The 17,785-nt window shown below is 42.4% G+C and carries 14 protein-coding genes; 5 read left to right on the top strand and 9 right to left on the bottom strand.

Annotated elements, in window-relative coordinates:
* Positions 1-50 precede the first annotated feature (50 nt).
* Positions 51-713 carry a trimeric intracellular cation channel family protein gene (locus FHS24_RS03945; protein WP_183618864.1) on the top strand — a complete coding sequence of 221 codons (663 nt, stop codon included), beginning with the start codon at positions 51-53 and terminating at the stop codon, positions 711-713.
* Positions 714-782: 69 nt separating this feature from the next.
* Here the strand turns inward: FHS24_RS03945 and recJ are convergent, their stop codons facing one another.
* The gene (gene recJ, locus FHS24_RS03950; RefSeq protein ID WP_183618865.1) at positions 783-2,615 is read right to left on the bottom strand and encodes a single-stranded-DNA-specific exonuclease RecJ; all 1,833 of its coding nucleotides are present in this window, start codon (positions 2,613-2,615) and stop codon (positions 783-785) included.
* A 350-nt stretch (positions 2,616-2,965) separates the two neighbouring features.
* Between recJ and FHS24_RS03955 the strand changes: the two genes are divergently transcribed.
* Complete coding sequence (locus tag FHS24_RS03955) at positions 2,966-3,481, top strand: hypothetical protein (RefSeq protein ID WP_183618866.1); 516 nt, start codon at positions 2,966-2,968, stop codon at positions 3,479-3,481.
* Between the two features lie 178 nt (positions 3,482-3,659).
* On the opposite strand, the gene copM is transcribed toward FHS24_RS03955, so the two are convergent.
* From copM to FHS24_RS03970, 3 genes are all read right to left on the bottom strand, one after another.
* Positions 3,660-4,418, bottom strand: coding sequence for a CopM family metallochaperone (copM, locus tag FHS24_RS03960; protein WP_183618867.1), 759 nt, complete (start codon positions 4,416-4,418; stop codon positions 3,660-3,662).
* Between the two features lie 136 nt (positions 4,419-4,554).
* A complete protein-coding gene (locus FHS24_RS03965; RefSeq protein ID WP_227671717.1) occupies positions 4,555-5,022 on the bottom strand; it encodes a DUF305 domain-containing protein in 468 nt (155 codons plus the stop codon).
* Between the two features lie 133 nt (positions 5,023-5,155).
* Positions 5,156-5,794, bottom strand: a complete 639-nt coding sequence (locus FHS24_RS03970; RefSeq protein ID WP_406947771.1) for a DUF411 domain-containing protein — start codon at positions 5,792-5,794, stop codon at positions 5,156-5,158.
* A gap of 299 nt (positions 5,795-6,093) precedes the next feature.
* On the opposite strand from FHS24_RS03970, the gene FHS24_RS03975 reads away from it, so the two are divergent.
* Together FHS24_RS03975 and FHS24_RS03980 are read left to right on the top strand one after the other, a co-directional pair.
* Positions 6,094-6,810, top strand: coding sequence for a heavy metal response regulator transcription factor (locus tag FHS24_RS03975; RefSeq protein ID WP_183618868.1), 717 nt, complete (start codon positions 6,094-6,096; stop codon positions 6,808-6,810).
* Position 6,811: 1 nt separating this feature from the next.
* Entirely contained in the window at positions 6,812-8,332 is a 1,521-nt protein-coding gene (locus tag FHS24_RS03980; protein WP_183618870.1) for an ATP-binding protein, read from the top strand.
* Positions 8,333-8,466: 134 nt separating this feature from the next.
* Here the strand turns inward: FHS24_RS03980 and FHS24_RS03985 are convergent, their stop codons facing one another.
* From FHS24_RS03985 to FHS24_RS03995, 3 genes are all read right to left on the bottom strand, one after another.
* On the bottom strand, positions 8,467-10,740 hold the full coding sequence (locus FHS24_RS03985) for a nitric-oxide reductase large subunit (protein ID WP_183618872.1): 2,274 nt from the start codon (positions 10,738-10,740) through the stop codon (positions 8,467-8,469).
* A 555-nt stretch (positions 10,741-11,295) separates the two neighbouring features.
* Positions 11,296-12,213, bottom strand: coding sequence for an HpcH/HpaI aldolase/citrate lyase family protein (locus tag FHS24_RS03990; RefSeq protein ID WP_183618874.1), 918 nt, complete (start codon positions 12,211-12,213; stop codon positions 11,296-11,298).
* A 125-nt stretch (positions 12,214-12,338) separates the two neighbouring features.
* Positions 12,339-12,761 carry a DUF1971 domain-containing protein gene (locus tag FHS24_RS03995; protein WP_183618876.1) on the bottom strand — a complete coding sequence of 141 codons (423 nt, stop codon included), beginning with the start codon at positions 12,759-12,761 and terminating at the stop codon, positions 12,339-12,341.
* Between the two features lie 297 nt (positions 12,762-13,058).
* Here FHS24_RS03995 and FHS24_RS04000 point away from each other — a divergent pair, with 297 nt between their 5' ends.
* On the top strand, positions 13,059-14,537 hold the full coding sequence (locus FHS24_RS04000; RefSeq protein ID WP_183618878.1) for an MFS transporter: 1,479 nt from the start codon (positions 13,059-13,061) through the stop codon (positions 14,535-14,537).
* Positions 14,538-14,649: 112 nt separating this feature from the next.
* Here the strand turns inward: FHS24_RS04000 and narL are convergent, their stop codons facing one another.
* Both narL and FHS24_RS04010 read right to left on the bottom strand, forming a co-directional pair.
* Entirely contained in the window at positions 14,650-15,309 is a 660-nt protein-coding gene (narL, locus tag FHS24_RS04005; RefSeq protein ID WP_183618880.1) for a two-component system response regulator NarL, read from the bottom strand.
* Between the two features lie 196 nt (positions 15,310-15,505).
* Positions 15,506-17,563: a histidine kinase gene (locus tag FHS24_RS04010; protein ID WP_183618881.1), complete on the bottom strand. Its 2,058-nt coding sequence runs from the start codon at positions 17,561-17,563 to the stop codon at positions 15,506-15,508.
* Between the last annotated feature and the right edge of the window lie 222 nt (positions 17,564-17,785).

Below are 17,785 nucleotides of genomic sequence, written 5' to 3' on the forward strand. Positions count from 1 at the left end.
GCGAAGAAAACATCAGTATTTTAATATCAGTGCTTTAATGAGAAAAACTCATGCTCACCATCGCTTTAGATTCCGAATTGATTACTACTTTTGACCCGCGCTCGCTGATTTATCTGTTTGATATGATTGGGATTGTCGCTTGTAGTATTTCAGGCACGATACTAGCCAAGCATAAGAACTTTGATGTCTTTGGCTGCTTATTGGTATCGATTGTGACTGCCATCGGCGGCGGTACGGTGCGCGATGTGATTTTGGATCGTCATCCGCTGTTTTGGATGGTAGACATGAGTTATTTGACGGTTATTACCATCTCTTCGTTGGTGATGCAGATATTCTTTCATCCCAACTCTAGGCGCGTTGATAAATTTCTCAAGCTCTCCGATACCATTGGGCTATCAGCCTTTACCTTAATCGGCATCAAAGTTGCTGATAGTATGGGCGCCAATGTGCCGGTGGCATTATTACTCGGGGTAATTACGATTATTGTCGGCGGTATCATCCGCGATATGATTTGTAACGAGATTCCGCTGGTGCTACAGCAAGAGATTTATATTACCGCTGCGTTAACGGGCGGTATCCTCTACTTTGCGCTGCACAATCTTGGCGTGACCGCTTGGATTGCTGATATCTTGGCAATGGCGACGATTTTCACCTTGCGTATGCTTGCCATTCGTTATGACTGGCAATTTCCAACCATTGAATGGAAATATTAGAGCATGAAAGTATGCAAATGTTAAACGCTAACTATTATAAGCACCGTTACTGTCGATACCATCAAACTACTAGCTCGCTTCTACCGTCTCTTTTACTAACGCCAAATCTTTGACCATCAACTGCAAGCTCTGTTTGCCGTTCCACTCGTTAATGTCTAGCTGGAATAATAAATGCACTTTTTCGGCGCGGTAATCCCAAGCACTGCTATCAAAATTGAATTGGATTGCTTCAATTGGATATTGCACATCAGGATAACGTAGTGATAATTTAAGATGTTTGTCTTTTAATATCTTAAAGTTTAATACCTCAAATACACCGTCAAATATCGGCGGCGCAAATCCATGACCCCAGATACTGGCATTGGCTAAATGCTCCGCAAACCATAAGCTAAAGTCACCCGCTTGTAGTGCTCCATCGGTAAATTTTTGCTCGGCAAAGACTTCATCATCCATCTGTGCCATCACTTCGTTAAACGCGCTCACAAAACCATCAAAGTTGCGACGTTTAATGGTTAAACCTGCTGCCATCGCATGACCACCAAAATGGCTGATTAAATCAGGATAACGTTCGGCCACTTGCTCAATCGCATCACGAATATGTACGCCTGCAATAGAGCGCGCCGAGCCTTTGATGGCATCGTCGTCACCTGTACGTTCTGTATCGGCTGGCGCAAAGACGATACTGGGCAGATAGTGGCTTTCTTTTAAACGTCCAGCGACGATACCGATAACGCCTTGATGCCAATCGTCTTGATATAAAATAATACTGCGGTTTTGATTATTAACAGTTGGCTTCTTAGTTTTAGGCTGAATAAGATTTTCACCGCTCTCGTCAGCAGCAGTATTCACATCATTTTCAACAGCAGCTAACGCTTGCACAATGTTATCTGCTTGCGCGCGCATCTCACCCTCGACATGGCGGCGCGTACGGTTAAGCTGTTCAAGCTCCTGCGCCAGACGCTGTGCGGTGCTCCAATCATCGGTTAATAAGCACTCGATACCGATGCGCATATTATCCATACGTCCAGCGGCATTGATACGTGGACCTAAAACAAAACCGAAGTCCTGTGCCTGTAATTGCTTAGGGTCACGACCTGCTTGTTCAAGCAATGCCAATATACCGAGCGAACAGCGACCTTGACGAATGGCGTTCAGGCCATGGTGGACTAAAATGCGATTATTTTTATCGAGTACGCCCACATCGGCAATCGTCCCAAGTGCCACTAAATCCAAATATTGGCTGACTTGCACGCTAGATTTTCCTGCTTCGCGGCGTAATTTTGCCAAGCGTCCCAGCACATAAAACGCTACCCCCACCCCTACCAATGCCTTACTGCTAAAGTGACAGCTGAGCTGATTGGGATTGACCACTGCTTCTGCGGGCGGTGTTTCTTTAGTGGTTAGGTGATGGTCAGTGATAATGACCGTGATGCCATCAGCTTGCGCGCGCGCCACCCCTTCGTGACTCGAGATACCATTATCTACCGTCACAATCATGTCGGGATTATAGGTCTTGATACCTAACTCGACAATCTCTGGCGTCAGACCATAGCCATATTTAAAACGGTCAGGTACTAAAAAATCAACGACTGCGCCCATCTTTGTTAGCGCACGCATCATCAATGCGGTACTGGTTGCCCCATCGCAGTCAAAATCCCCAACGATTAAGATACGCTGACCTTCATCGATAGCGACATCTAATAGACGCACTGCTTCGGTGACGCCATGCAGCATCTCGGCTGGCAATAGACCAGACAGTCCTGTGTCGAGCTCATCAGGCGCAGTGATACCACGACCGGCATAAAGCCTAGCAAGGGTAAGGGATTGGGCGGCAAGTGGTTGCAACGCGGCGGGCAACTCGTCGATGCGAGTGCTGGTATAACGAGGGGTTAAATTTAGCATGTTGGTATTCTACTGGCTTTGGCAGATAGCCACAATGGTAATTTTTAGCGCTATCGTCTAGGTTTAGCGATTGCGTCGCTGCGTCTAATGGCGTAATTTATATTCTACGTAATTGTATGTTAAAAAACTATATATGGCTTATTTTAAAATTCCTCATTGCTAATCTGTTACTTTTTTACAAAAACGGTGCAGAGTGACTGTAATTTTCTGCATTTTGCTACAAAGGAATGATTGTACAAGGCTTATAAATACATAAAATGGTAAACATCTAAGAACTTATAAGATACTTATCAATTTTGCTTTTACTATAATCACTATTTTCTGTTTGTTAAACATTTTAAGGACGCTTTATGAAAACCACTCCCCTTGTTGAAAAACTGCCTAATACCATCGACCCAAATTTAGACCTTGAGAAAGTTAAAAAAGACTGTGAAAAGCTGGTTAAAAAACGCGCCAAACTGTCAGCGGGTGTTGCCATCGTTCCAGTACCATTTTTTGACGTGGCAGTTGATGCCAGCATGCTGACCATGCTGTTACCTGAGATTAGCGAACGTTTTGGTTTGATTGAAGGACGTCAATCTGCCATCGACTTGGAATCACGCGCCATTCATTGGGCAGCGCTAAAAGACCGTACCGTTGACTTTGCAGGCTTAATGGCAACACGTGGTATCGTGAAAAAGACCGTTCAAGGCTTTGGTGGTCGTATTGCAGCCAAGCAAGTAACTAAATTTATCCCGCTTGGCGGACAAATGGTTGCAGCAACGATAGGTTATATGATTTTCAAAAAAATCGCCACCGACCATATCAATGAATGCTATAACTTGGCAAAAGACATCCAGCAGAAGCAACATGGTAAAAATGTCTAAAAGCATTTAACAAAGACATGAAGTTTTAGTCGAGAATTCAAAGCTTAACAAATGGCTAATAAATTAATAACGCGCTAAAAACAAACCCAGCTAAGAAGCTCTTAGCTGGGTTTTTTATTTAAATTTAATTAAGCAGTATATTACGGCAAACTTCTAGCTACTTTTTTACACAAAACTTCTAACTGCCTTGTTTGGCTATCCAATTTTGCATTTGCTCAATTTCAGACTGCTGGGCGTCGATGACAGCTTGCGCAAGTTGACGCATTTCGGCATCTTTACCATATTTTAACTGTACCTTTGCCATATCAACCGCGCCAACATGATGCGGCAACATACCACGTGCAAATGCCATATCTGCATTAGGATCGGCAATACCTACCATCATCTCATCATGCATGGCATCCATACCATCGGCATAGGCTTGTTGCATGGCTTTGGTATCGGATGTGGCTTCAGGTGCATCAGGATGACTGGCTAGCCAAGTTTGCATTTGCTCAATTTCAGCTTGTTGAGCATCGATTATCTCTTGTGCCAGCTGGCGCATCTCTTTATCAGTACCATATTTCAGCTGAATATCTGCCATATCAACCGCGCCAATATGATGACCGAGCATCCCTTTTGCAAAGGCGGCATCTGGATCGTTATATTCCATCCCAACCATCATCTCGTCATGCATCTTTAGCATAGAGTCACTATACGCCTGATGCATCGGCGTCATATGCTCAGCATCTGCCATTGCGCCCGCAGACATATCGTGACTGGCGTGCGGACCCGTAGCGGCGGCTGCATCGTTAACATTATCAGTATCATTAACGACTGCCGCCTCTTCTGTAGCAGGTGTAGTCTTGTCATTGGTAGGCTGACAGGCACTGATTAGTAATGCAGCACCGATACTAGCGGTGAGAATAGCAAAACGTGAATGATGAGTGATTTTCATGGTATATCCTTTATATAGGTAGAAAATAAAAAAATGGCAAATCAATTAAGATCTACCAATAAGAAATTTATTACATTAATGTGTTAAATGGAGGTGATAAATATAGCCAGCTCACAAGATTTATTTATCAAATAATTTATTTAAGCGCTTCAATAAGCGCTTGCATCTCCCCGATTTCACGCTTTTGCGCGTCGATAATATCATCGGCAAGCTTTTGTACTCTAGGATCTTCGATATTGGCGCGGCTACTGGTCAAAATAGCAATCGAATGATGCGGTATCATCGCTTGCATCCAGTCGACTTGATCGACGGTCGCTTGTGATCTGACGCCCAAAATACCCACGGCAAACATCAAGACACTAAGACCATAAATCATAAGATTGAGCTTGGTTTTTTTATACATATTACCCATGAATGCCAGCATAATGACTGCCATGCCAGCGCCCATATACATTGCCATATAAGCTCTTGTCTCATTAAAGTAGACATGGTCCCATTGATAGGTATTGAAGTACATCATGATATACATGACCACAGTGGATGTTAAAATCATCAGTGAAAACTTTATATACGGGTTCATTTTTTCTTGTTCTGCATGATTCATAACTAGTCTTCCTCTACATGACTTAGGTCTTTTTGATAGCCTATATATTGCTTAGGCTATTTAATAGATCGTCCATTACCAAAGGTCCTTCTTCTTTTATTAGCTTCTGTAATGTGTTTCTTATTGCATAAACTTATAACTGCTGATCAGCAGACTCAATATCTGCATATACTTGGTTGGTACCATCTTTGTTTATTTGCATAATCTGATAAGGCGCAAACTGTCCTTGATACTCCATCCCCGGACTACCCATTGGCATACCAGGCACGGCAAGCCCGATTGCTTGTGCCGGTGGATTGGCTAGAAACTGCGCGACATATTTAGCTGGGACATGCCCCTCAAACACATAACCATCAGTCGTTACCGCAGTATGGCATGAACGCATTTCAGTCGGCACGCCATAGCGATCTTTGAATAATGACAAATCCTTTGGATGCTGGCTTGTCGCTGTAAGACCATAATTTTGCACATGCTCTATCCAGTCTTTACAACAGCCACAATTGACATCTTTATAGACAGTCGCTGAGACATTTTTGAGTAAATCAGAATGCAGAGCTTTAGCATTTATCGTAGAAGATTGGTTAACATTTTCTACATTATCTATCGACGTATCTACATTAGCATTTGCCTTAATATCTGCTTGATTACAGGCGAAAAGTGTCGACGCCGCCAATATCATAAAGCCGCCGCGTAGAGATTTTTTTGTAAGCTTATTAGGTTTTGGCTCACGCGATTTAAACTGACGAATAAATTTAGTGGCAAGGATAACCATAGTAAATGTCTCATTAATAGCAAAAAATGGCAGGTATTTTTAGAAATGCATGGCATTGGTAGCTATAGTAATAGTGGTAGTAATAATGCCTAACGTTAAAATATTATATAAAAATCTTAACAACGTCAGCCTGACAAGCAGATGACGCTAAGATGACAATTTTGTCATCTTGCCAGCTTAGTATAGGAATAGCGCTGCCATTGCTCTATGATTGATGGCAGAAAACTCAACCATATCGCAACTGTACTTGCATAAAAACATCATAAATAATGAGCACGAATAATGAGCATAGATACGCTATGAAAATACTATTGGTCGAAGATGAAATATCGCTTGGCGACTATATTAAAAAGGGTTTGAGTGAAGTGGGTTTTATCGTTGAGCACCATAAAACTGGGCTAGATGGTTATCATGCTTTGATGACCGAAGATTTCAATGTGGTCATTATGGATGTGATGTTGCCTGACATTAGTGGCTTTGAGTTGGTGCGTAATTATCGGGCAGCGGGCAAGCTGACGCCAGTATTGTTTCTAACGGCAAAAGATGATTTAAGCGACCGCGTAAAGGGCATAGAAATCGGCGGTGACGATTATCTGACCAAGCCTTTTGCCTTTGCTGAGCTACTGGTCAGAATCAAAAACCTATTGCGACGCGTCAATCAAACCGATTATGCCAATACAGTGCTGCAGATTGCCGATTTAAAAATGGATATTGCTAAACGCACAGTATCGCGTAGTGGGCAGATTATTAAATTAACCGCCAAAGAGTTTGCGCTATTGCAGTTTTTCCTTGAGCGACAGGGTGAGGTGCTGCCGCGTTCTGTGATTGCCTCGCAAGTATGGGATATCAATTTCGATAGCGACACTAATGTGATTGACGTGGCGATACGGCGTTTGCGGATTAAAATCGATGATGATTTCGATATTAAGCTGATTCATACGGTGCGCGGTATGGGTTATCGGCTCGACCATATTGATAATACCAATGATAGCGACATCATAACGATGAATCAGTAATATGACACCGATTGCGACAGATGGTCGCTTATCCTTATTGTGGCGCACTATCCTATTATTAAGCCTGTGCGTTATCGTCACCCAAATATTTCTATATATTTGGATACAGCGTTCAGTTAATGACCATTTTGAGCAAATGGATGCAGAGATTTTGACCCATGCGGCGTTTAATTTACGCCAATATATGGACAGCAATCACATCGGCGACACTATGAATACTGGTAACATTGCCAACATTAACAATATTGCTACTACCGATGCTGACTCTAAAAAGGAAAAACTACTTTCTCAGCAGACGCTCGCTTTACAGAACGCTAGCATTGACTATGAAGTCAAAACCGTCATTACCGACAATAACGGGCAAGTCCTTATTAGTGTGCCCGCAGGTTTTATCAATCAATCGAGCAATGATGGGGCGGTTAAAAATCTGTGGCAAAAACATCATGAGCAGCCGTTTGACTTAACCATCAACGACCGCCACTATCGCGCTATTGTCATTCAGCACGCCAGTCGCTTAGCACTCATCGCCCTACCCATCGATGTTCATCATCAGTATCTGGCGCAGTTTAACCGTCAGCTGATTCTTATCTTAATTGCTATTACTTTTACTTTAGTATTTATCGCCGCTTTTAGTGTGCATTTAGGCTTTGCGCCACTGGCGACTATTAGGCAAAAAATGAGCGGCATCAATGCCGAACAGCTCGACGATAGAATTGTGATAGCTGATATGCCCAGTGAATTGCGCCCGCTTGCGGAGACGTATAATGCGATGATGGATAAGCTGGCGCACAATTTTGCATCGCTTTCGCGCTTCTCAGACGATATCGCCCACGAGCTGCGCACACCGCTTGCTACTCTTAGCACCCAAACCCAAGTCATGCTTAGTAAACCGCGAGATAGCCAAGAATATATCGAGCAGCTGCACCATCAGCACGACACCTTAGCACAGTTATCCAATTTAATTAATAATATGCTACTACTGGCAAAAACTCAAAAAGGCTTGATTCATTCGCAATTTCATCGCGTGGATAGCAATCTATTGCTGACTAAGATGATTGATTATTATGAATGGATAGCGGAAGACCGTGCTATCTCTTTTGAGAAAACGGGTGAGTTTAAAGCCGTGCTTGGTGATGAAAGCTTATTGCAAAGGCTGTTTGCCAACTTAGTTGCTAATGCGGTCTATTATGCGGCCAGTGATAGTATTATTTATATTAGCGCCGCAACTGTAACGGATAACGTTGCAAGTAGTGGGCAGGTTTTATCTTTATCAGGCATGCCTATCTCGTACCTGAAAATTACTTTTACCAATCGTTTAACTGTTCCGATGACGCAAGCAGAAGTGGATAAATTATCAGAGCGCTTTTATCGCCATCATAAAACAATAAATATGCACTCTGGCACCGGTCTAGGTTTATCCATTGTGCATGCGATTGTCAACGCTCATAACGGTAAAATAGCCATCAGCGTAAAAGATGAGTATTATTTTGAAGTGAGCATCAAGCTTATTATCGCATCATAAAAATAGGTAAAACCTTTAAGAAAACTGGTTATTTTTAGAGCTGGTTCTCATTAAAAAGACATTTAATAAGGCACTAAAAAAGCCCTGCCATTACAGAGCTTTTTTATTCTTTAACCTTGTTAATGACTTAGATATTAATCATTTACAGGGTTTTCAGGTTGGTAGTTTGAATGTGAGGGTTTTGCAAAGGCAAACTTAACAACCTGCAATGCCACACAAACAGCACCAGTGATTAAGACCACGTCACCAAAGGTACGAATCCAACGTAATGTCTGTAAGAAATCTTGTTGTAAGAAGCCTTCACTACGAGCGTACCATAGACCTTCGGTCATTGATGCATGTGCTTGGAAAATACCGATCGGTAATAAGCTGGTGACAATCATCAATACCAAGCCTGCATTTAGCGCCCAAAAACCGGTTTTGATAAGGTTTTCACTAAACACATAGTCTGGACGGATATAACGCATGACCAGTAAGACAAAGCCGATTGCTAAGAATCCATATACCCCAAATAAAGCGGCATGTGAGTGAACGGCTGTGGTATTTAACCCTTGTAAATAGAACAGTGACACAGGTGGGTTAATCATAAAGCCGAACACGCCCGCACCCAACATATTCCAGAATGCGACGGCAACGAAACACATGATAGGCCATTTGAGCTTATCCATCCATGGCGCTTGACGCTGCATAGACCAATGCTCATAACCTTCGTAACCTAATACAACCAAAGGTACAACTTCCAAGGCACTAAATGAGGCACCGATTGCCATCACGGGCGTGGTCGTGCCTGAGAAATATAAATGGTGGAAGGTACCTGGTACACCGCCGAGCATAAATAGCGCCGCAGAAGCGATAGCTGAACCGGTAGCAATTTTTTTATTAACCAAGCCTAAGTTATAGAAAATGAAAGCCAATGATACGGTGGCGAATACTTCAAAGAAGCCTTCTACCCATAAATGCACAACCCACCAGCGCCAGTATTCCATGATGGTTAAATGCGTACGCTCACCATAGAACAAGCCTGCACCGTAAAATAAACCGACGCAAACGACTGATGCAAAGAAGATTGCCAATAAATTTTTATCGCCCGGCTGTTTAAATGCCGGTAAGCAACCGCGGGTCATTAACAACAGCCAAAACAATATACCAACCCATTTTAAAATCTGCCAGAAGCGACCAAGGTCAATAAACTCATAGCCTTGATGTCCAAACCAGAAGTTGTATTTCGCAGGCATAATGCCAGCAATGGCAAAGTATTGACTGATAAATGAGCCGACAACCACTATGATTAACGCCACCCAAAGTATATCAACGCCCAGTTTTTGATACTTAGGATCTTTACCGCCATTGATAAGCGGTGTCAAATACAAGCCTGCCATCAAGAAAGCAGTGGCAATCCAAAACAATGCGGCCTGAATATGCCACGTACGCACCAGCGAATACGGGAAGTAATCGGCGACGGCAATACCATAAAACTCTTGCCCTTCAACGGTATAATGCGCGACGAAACCGCCAATAAATACCTGAAAAACAAACAGCCCCATCACTAAAACACCGTATTTTGCCAAGGCTTTTTGCGACGGCGTTAACGCTATTTTGGTTAACGGATCAGTATCTGGTGTGATTTCCTTAACGTCTTCTTCTTTACGTAAGAATGACCAACCCCAAATGAGGAAACCAACCCCAGCAATTAAGAACACCACACTGGCGATAGACCACATGATATTTTCTGAAGTCGGGACGTTATCAATTAGTGGCTCATGCGGCCAGTTATTGGTATACGTCGCATCAGTACCCGGACGGTTGGTAGAAGCCATCCAAGTCGTCCAAAAGAAAAAATTAGTCAGTTTTTGTCTGTCTTCAAGATCTGCCAAAGTATTGTTTTTCATGGCAAAGTTTTCACGCGACTTTTGCAATGAAGGCTCATTACCGTATAAACCGATATAATAAGGCGTGACTTCATTGATGGCAGCGATACGCGTATCCGACAACACCACTTGATTTTTATCATTAGTATTGCTACCACGATACTCTTTTTTCAACTGCGCATTGAGAACCGCTTTTTGATCGTCTGTTGCAGTGGCAAAATCATGCCCATACAACTCTTTTGACCTGATATCTAACCAAGCCACAAGCTCTCTGTGTAACCAATCCGCCGTCCAATCAGGCGCTTGATATGCGCCATGTCCGAGCACTGAGCCAAGCTGCTGACCACCGGTGCGCTGCCAAGCAGATTGACCATCTAAAATATCTTCTTCTGTGATTAAAACCTTCCCATTGCCATCAATATACTGATCAGGGATAGGAGGTGCAGTACGATACACTTCCACGCCGCCCCAGCCTAAAAAGGTAAAGGTAATCACGAGGACGGCGATTAAGCCCCACCAATACTTCTTGTACTCGCCCATATCTTGCTCCTACTGGCTAGATAAATAATGTGAATACTTAAAAATTCATTTTAAATGAATGTTTATAAGCGTAATGATTCCAAAATGAAAAAATAATATTGCCCGTTGGGATAAATCTATTGATAGCTCTGATTGATAATTCTTCAAATATTAAGCCTACTGCCTTAGTCTTAGTTTTGGTCTTGATATTTAGGTAAGAGTAAAGATTAATAACTTAAATTTAAGATTACGTCACTGATTAATTAATATACTTTATCGCTTCGATGGCTAAAAGTATTTGAGGAGTATTTACATTTAGCATCAAACTGGAAATATAATAACATTCATTTAATATGAATGTTAATAGTTATTTCTATTTATTTTTATAAGTATAATAAACTGCGCTGTTCACTCTTAATAAAACCGACAATTAACCTCGCTATAAATTTCCAAAACACTTGGGCTAATATCAAAGCCGGTTAATGGATTGTGCATAATTAATAGGCATAAAAAAGCCAGATAGCATTGAACTATCTGGTACGTGGTTAAATTACTCTAAAACCAATATCGCACTAATTATTCAGCGCTTAATAACACCTGATAACTGCGTTCAATCACCGGCGCATCGACCATATTACCGTCAAGTTTAAAGACTGCTTGTCCAGTGCGCTCATATTCTGTGACTACTCGTTGCGCAAATTCAAGCTCACCAACCGTTGGTTGCAGCGACCGCTTGACGACGTCAACTTGCTTAGGATGAATACAAAGCATACCTGACATGCCCATTTGCGACCATAACTGCACACGATTATGCAGCCCTTTACTGTCATTAAAATCTGCATACACACTATCAATCGGCGCGAGCAGTTGGTGGACTCTTGAAGTCAGGATAAGCTGATAACGAATTTGATTGGCAATAATATCCGCTGACGCTGTACCCACTTGTACTTGTAGGTCGTTGCATAAATCTAAAAAACCATAGCTAAATGCAAGCAGTCCTCTCGCTTTTGCCATCTCCTCAATACGGTATAAGCCCATGGCATTTTCTATCAATGCAATCACGGGAAGCCCCGTTTCTTGATAGACCCTTTCGATATCTGCTGCCTGTTCCGCTTTTGCCAGTAACACGCCTGCCAGCTTAGGCAGCTGCTGACATAAAGCTAAATCTTTAACAAATTCTGCACTGCCCGCTTGATTGATACGCAGCCAAATCGGACGATAGCTTTTAGCATCATGCTCAGCATCATAATATTCTTTTAATTCCGCACGAGCTTGAGCTTTGTCTACTTGCGCCACCGCGTCTTCCAAATCAACAATCACCGCATCTGCCCCACTAGCAAAGGCTTTTGCTACCCGATCTATTCGCGTTGCAGGGACAAATAACCATGTCTGGGTAGCCGCAAGTGATTTAATGATTGCTCGATAATTTTGCGATTCAATATTGGTATCGATACCCGCGTTTTTATTGGCAGGCTGATTGATAAAAGCTGACATGCTTAGTTCCATAAATAAATAGGTAAATAGATGGATAGTCATCTTATCAACATTTAGCGCGATTGTGCCATCATAAAAGCGCTTGTAATAGCACAATAACTTTATAGCATAATTACCCTAGCTGATTAAGATTCCTCTGGCTTATCAAACAACTTTTCGATAGGTTTACTATGGATTTTGGAGCTATTAAACAGCGATTTATTACCAGCATCACCTTCTGTCCAAAAGTTGATATTGAACTGGGCATCGTCACTTAACTCTACGCGGTGCCAATATTGAGGCGGGCTGACCGCAAACTGTCCGGCATTAATAACGACTGTCTTTTCTGGCTCAGTAGCTGCTTCGTCAGCAAAGCCATAAAAGGTAACCGTACCTTGCATGACACAAATTTGCCCATATACGCCCTCTGCCGTATTGTGATGGGTCAGTAAGGCGTTAGGCACTTTATCTTTGGTGAAGAAGTGTGTTGAACGTTTTATTTTCCAATGGCTTGGAATGACGGGATTGGTCGTGCTAGTGGAATTGTTAGTATTAGTCGTGGCACTCATGATAACTCCTTGGCTAGTTTGCTTAATATAGATTTTATTTCTCAATCCGCCTTAAAGGCTAACATTCAATTGAGAATAATTATCATTAATATAAAATAGCACCTTTTAAATGGTTTTGCTACCCTTGTATTAGCTTGATTATTAATAAACATACAACACCCGAAAATGTCCGCCTACTCCCCATTAAGTAGTATAGAAAGTAGTCGCTATACTGCTTTTGCTCAATAGTTATAACGCCCCCTTTATTGCTATCTTGTGTCCATTACGGGCATCAGAATTTATAATGGGGACATTATCATGCATGCAAAAGAATTACTCGAGGTTGAACGCCGTGAGATAAGGGCGCTTCACTATACGTGGATTGCTTTTTTTCTCACCTTTTATGTCTGGTTTAATATGGCACCGCTGGCAACATCGATGCTGCAGACAGAAAGCTATTTGACCCCTGATCACATCAAATTATTTTTAATTGCCAACGTCGCGTTGACGATCCCGGGGCGCGTCATCGTCGGTATGGCATTGGACCTTTTTGGTCCACGGCGCGTGTTTTCTATATTAATGGTGGTGATGGCGATACCGACGTGGTTTTTCGCGTTTGGCGACTCTGCCATGCAACTATTCGTTTCGCGCTTGTTTATGTCTATCGTCGGTGCAGGTTTCGTCGTCGGTATCCATATGACGGCATTATGGTTTAAACCCAAAGATATTGGCTTTGCCGAAGGCTTTTATGCTGGCTGGGGAAATTTTGGTTCAGCAGCAGCGGCGATTACCATTCCAACCGTTGCCTTACAATTCTTTGGCGGCGATGATGGTTGGCGCTGGGCAATTGCACTATCTGGTCTATTAATGGCGCTATACGGCGTGGCTTATTGGTTTTTAATCACCGATGGACCGGACGTCGGTACGCATAAGAAATCCCGTAAAGCTGGCGCGTTAGAAGTGTCGACTTGGAAAGACTTGTGGTTATATTGCTTATTTATCGTTCCTTTATACGGCGTATTGGGATTGCTGGTGTATCGCACCCAAGCGATGGGATTTTTAAGTGCGACGGGCGCTATCATTGCTTATAGCGTGATTGTATTGATGGTCATTTATCAGATTTATAAGGCTATTAGCGTCAATGTGCCCATGCTTAAAGCCGGTATTCCAGAAGATGATAAATACCCGTTTAAATCGGTGGCGGCGCTGAATGTCAGCTATTTTGCCAACTTTGGCGCAGAGCTAGCGGTGGTTTCTATGCTACCGATGTTCTTTGCTGCGACTTGGAAACTTGATCCGACTGCGGCTGGTTTGATTGCCTCTACCTTTGCCTTTGTCAACTTATGGGCGCGGCCACTTGGCGGTTATATCTCTGATAAAGTCGGTAATCGTCGTTTGGTGATGCTGATTTATATGTTCGGTATTGGTATTGGTTTTGCGCTGATGGGTATGCTTAATGCCGAATGGCCGCTATTTATCGCCGTGGTCTTTACCATTCTGTGCTCGGTGTTTGTACAAGGGGCAGAAGGCGCGACCTTTGGAATTATTCCTTCAATTAAACGTCGTTTGACCGGTCAAATATCAGGCATGGCAGGCGCTTATGGTAACGTTGGCGCGGTATTCTACTTATTTATTTATACCTTTGTAGAGCCCAATCAGTTCTTTTATATCATCGCAGTTGGCGCATTGATTGCATGGGTTGTCTGTTATTTTTGGTTGGCAGAACCAGAAGACGCCTTTGGTGATGAATATAAAATGTCATCCGTTGATCGCCAAATTGCGGCAGAACAAGGCTAGTTATTCATAATACCTTTTGACCAAAAAAAACCCACTTAGCAAAAGTTAAGTGGGTTTTTATTTTTAGATAAATACGATAAAGGCTTCTATCTTGCTTATTAAGTTTAAAACGCTATTTAGATAAATGGTTCACTGTCCACACTGCCGCTTCTACTCGAGTTCGCAGACCGGTTTTATTGAGGATATGCTTAACGTGTACTTTAACCGTCGATTCGGCAATATCTAGATTATTAGCAATCATCTTATTACTCATCCCCTCAGCAATCATCTGAATGACTTGTAGCTCTCTGCTGGTCAGATTACTGGCGATATCTTGAATGCTTGGAGTGCGCAACGTTTGGGCAAGTATCGAGGCTAGATTGGGACTGATGACCAACTCACCGCGGAGTATTTTTCTGATATCAATAATGATCAGCTCGGGCTCCATATCTTTTAGCAGATAGCCATCGACGCCCAATTTTAACGCCTCTTGTACGTCTTCACCGCTATCAGAAACGGTGAACAGGACGGTTTTGGTATTGATATTTCTGGCTTTGATTTCTCTCAAGGTTTCGATACCGGTGAGCAGCGGCATTTTATGGTCAAGTATCACCAAATCGACGTCATTATTTTCTAAAAATGCTAATGCCTCTTGACCATTACTGGTTTCGCCAACGACTTTGACATCGTCTTCAAGACTTAATAACTCAGATATGCCGCGGCGTAGCATCGGATGGTCATCGACCAATAATAGGCGAGCGGGCGACGTGCTGGTATAAACTTTGGTGCTCATAACATACTCACAAATTAAAAAAATGGTACAAGAATTTAATGGTTTAAATTTAATAGCTCAGTATTACAGGGCTTAAAAACTGCTTAGCTGAAAAAATATTTGTAAATAAAACTGGTTAAAAACCCTCACCAAAAAATCGCAAATAAACAAATTTAAAAAAAGCTAATTAATTACCTAAAATCATAATATTATGGGGTTATAAATAAGCGTCTTTATTACTCTCTTCGTCGAAGAAATTGGGCTCAAATCTGACCGTAACGATAGTGCCGCATGGCTCGTTATCGGTCACGATAAGTTCGCCGCCGATATTATGGGCGCGCTCTTTCATAATCATCAAGCCGTGATGCTGGGTTTGATCGACACCGCCAGACATGCCAACGCCATCATCGATGATACTCATGACTATATATTTATCACCGTTCTCGTATTCTAGGTGAATTGCGACGTTTTGTGCTTTTGCATGGCGGCTGATATTTGACAGCGCCTCTCTGGCAATCTGAATCAAATCTATCTGCTCAGTGGCGCTCAAATTGAGCGTCATAATATGGTTGTGTACCTTTATATTAAAGTCGCCTTTTAAGGCAAACTCACTAGCAGCTTCATGCAAGGCTTCATCAAAATTGTCATTATCAATGGTCAAACGAAAGGTCACCAACAAATCTCTTAACTGCTGATAAGCGGAGCCTAACCCCATTTTTATCTGCTCGATATTTTGCGCTACCGGCGCTTTGACGGGCTCGCTGCTAGCGTTTTTAAGATGTCTCTCAAGTACGCTGACTTGTATTTTTAGATAAGATAACGACTGCGCCAAGGAGTCATGCAATTCTCTAGCAATGGTCGAGCGCTCTTCAAATAAAATCAGCTGATGCTCTTGCTGTCTTTGCTTACGTAGTGATAAGGCGGTACTGATTAAGTTGGTCAGCGCCACGATAAGCTCGTTATTTTGCGCATCCAATTCTGGACTGCTAGACGGGAAAACACCACCCGCCTCTTTCATGTTTATGCGCTGCTCTGGCGCCATACCATGACCAGTCTTATTATTATCATTAATGCCATCATCAGCAAGAAAAGAGTAATTCATCATTAGCGCCGACTTAGATCGCACACGTAATTCGCCAAATTCTTCTTGTTGATGAACAATGGGATAAGACTTGGTATGTTCGCCATTTTTCGTTGCACAGTTATCACAGTTGAGCTTTTTGCACAGTTCTTTCATTTTTTCGCCATGCAGAACGATGGCGTTTTTACTGGTGATATATTTATTCTGTATGCACAAGGTGAATTCTAAATGCGGCAAGGTTTTACTAAAATCTGCAATTAAAGCGTCGAGCTGATATAAGCTCACTTGGCTAGTGGTCAGCGATTTTGAGAAGTCATAAAACAGTGACAGCACTTGATTGGCTTTGACCAAATGCTGGGTTTTAATCTGCACCTCACTCTCAAGCGAGCGCTGATAGGTCTCAATCGTACTTGCCATATCATTAAAAGAATTGCCAAGTACTTCAAACTCTCGATAGCCTGTGATGGACACTCTGGTATTGAACTGACCGTCTTTAAATTGATTATTGGCTTTTATCAATTGATAAATAGGCGTGAGCACCAATTGATGCAATCTTCGCATGCCAATCAGCACAATAATGATGGTCAGTATCAATGAGAGGATTTGCAGGTTTTGCTGCCATGTCTGGCGCTGCTCGTTTCGGTACTGCAGCTCACCAACAAAGCGGTTCACATCTTCGATATAACTGGCGGAAACACCATAAAACGCCTCTTTATTCTGCGCCAATAAAGTCGGCTTTAAGTCTTGATACCATTGGTCTTTTATCTCATCAAGCTGCTCATTAATAAGCGTATGTCTATTGGCACTCGTTAGCTGATAGACCTGCAATTCTGCCAGCCGATTTTCCATATCCTTAATTAAGATAGCTGTCTTTTCAGCGGTGTTTTTATTAGAAAAGTCTAATTTATCTTGGTTAACAAGCAGCTTATCTTCTTGGTCGCCGACGCTGTTTTGGCCAATATTTAAACTTGAGCTAAAAGGATGATCATCGGAAAAACCAGTCGCAATTTGAAAGCTAATGCGATAAGTGGCCATGCGTATCGAGCCGGCGGTATTAATCGCTTCAGCATCAGACCGTGCTACCCAAGCCAGCGCCCCACTCCCCAGTGCTGACATCAAGGATAAGATGGCGATGATAATAATAGCGCCCCAAGCATGAAGGGTTAAAGACTGGCGGCGTTGAATAGACTTCATAAATAGTATTGACCTATCAGTATTAGTAAAAAAGAGGCGTTCAGTATCAGCGTTAACAACTTCTTAAAAGTATTAAAAACATCTTAAAAACAGCCAAGTGCGCATAACCAAGCTCAAAGCAGTTCTGGTTAAAAACTCCGAACTTTTTAAAAAATAAAAACCATATCAGCCCATTCAGAGCAAAATTTTAGTAATCACTCTGCCCGCAACATACCTCTTTTA

Source organism: Psychrobacter luti (genome assembly GCF_014192115.1).
Taxonomy (GTDB): domain Bacteria; phylum Pseudomonadota; class Gammaproteobacteria; order Pseudomonadales; family Moraxellaceae; genus Psychrobacter; species Psychrobacter luti.

Bases quoted from the DNA above. Each gene is read 5' to 3' on its own strand.
- FHS24_RS03945 (WP_183618864.1), top strand. From the start codon at position 51: ATGCTCACCATCGCTTTAGATTCCGAATTGATTACTACTTTTGACCCG.
- recJ (WP_183618865.1), bottom strand. From the start codon at position 2,615: ATGCTAAATTTAACCCCTCGTTATACCAGCACTCGCATCGACGAGTTG.
- FHS24_RS03955 (WP_183618866.1), top strand. From the start codon at position 2,966: ATGAAAACCACTCCCCTTGTTGAAAAACTGCCTAATACCATCGACCCA.
- copM (WP_183618867.1), bottom strand. From the start codon at position 4,418: ATGAAAATCACTCATCATTCACGTTTTGCTATTCTCACCGCTAGTATC.
- FHS24_RS03965 (WP_227671717.1), bottom strand. From the start codon at position 5,022: ATGAATCATGCAGAACAAGAAAAAATGAACCCGTATATAAAGTTTTCA.
- FHS24_RS03970 (WP_406947771.1), bottom strand. From the start codon at position 5,794: ATGGTTATCCTTGCCACTAAATTTATTCGTCAGTTTAAATCGCGTGAG.
- FHS24_RS03975 (WP_183618868.1), top strand. From the start codon at position 6,094: ATGAAAATACTATTGGTCGAAGATGAAATATCGCTTGGCGACTATATT.
- FHS24_RS03980 (WP_183618870.1), top strand. From the start codon at position 6,812: ATGACACCGATTGCGACAGATGGTCGCTTATCCTTATTGTGGCGCACT.
- FHS24_RS03985 (WP_183618872.1), bottom strand. From the start codon at position 10,740: ATGGGCGAGTACAAGAAGTATTGGTGGGGCTTAATCGCCGTCCTCGTG.
- FHS24_RS03990 (WP_183618874.1), bottom strand. From the start codon at position 12,213: ATGTCAGCTTTTATCAATCAGCCTGCCAATAAAAACGCGGGTATCGAT.
- FHS24_RS03995 (WP_183618876.1), bottom strand. From the start codon at position 12,761: ATGAGTGCCACGACTAATACTAACAATTCCACTAGCACGACCAATCCC.
- FHS24_RS04000 (WP_183618878.1), top strand. From the start codon at position 13,059: ATGCATGCAAAAGAATTACTCGAGGTTGAACGCCGTGAGATAAGGGCG.
- narL (WP_183618880.1), bottom strand. From the start codon at position 15,309: ATGAGCACCAAAGTTTATACCAGCACGTCGCCCGCTCGCCTATTATTG.
- FHS24_RS04010 (WP_183618881.1), bottom strand. From the start codon at position 17,563: ATGAAGTCTATTCAACGCCGCCAGTCTTTAACCCTTCATGCTTGGGGC.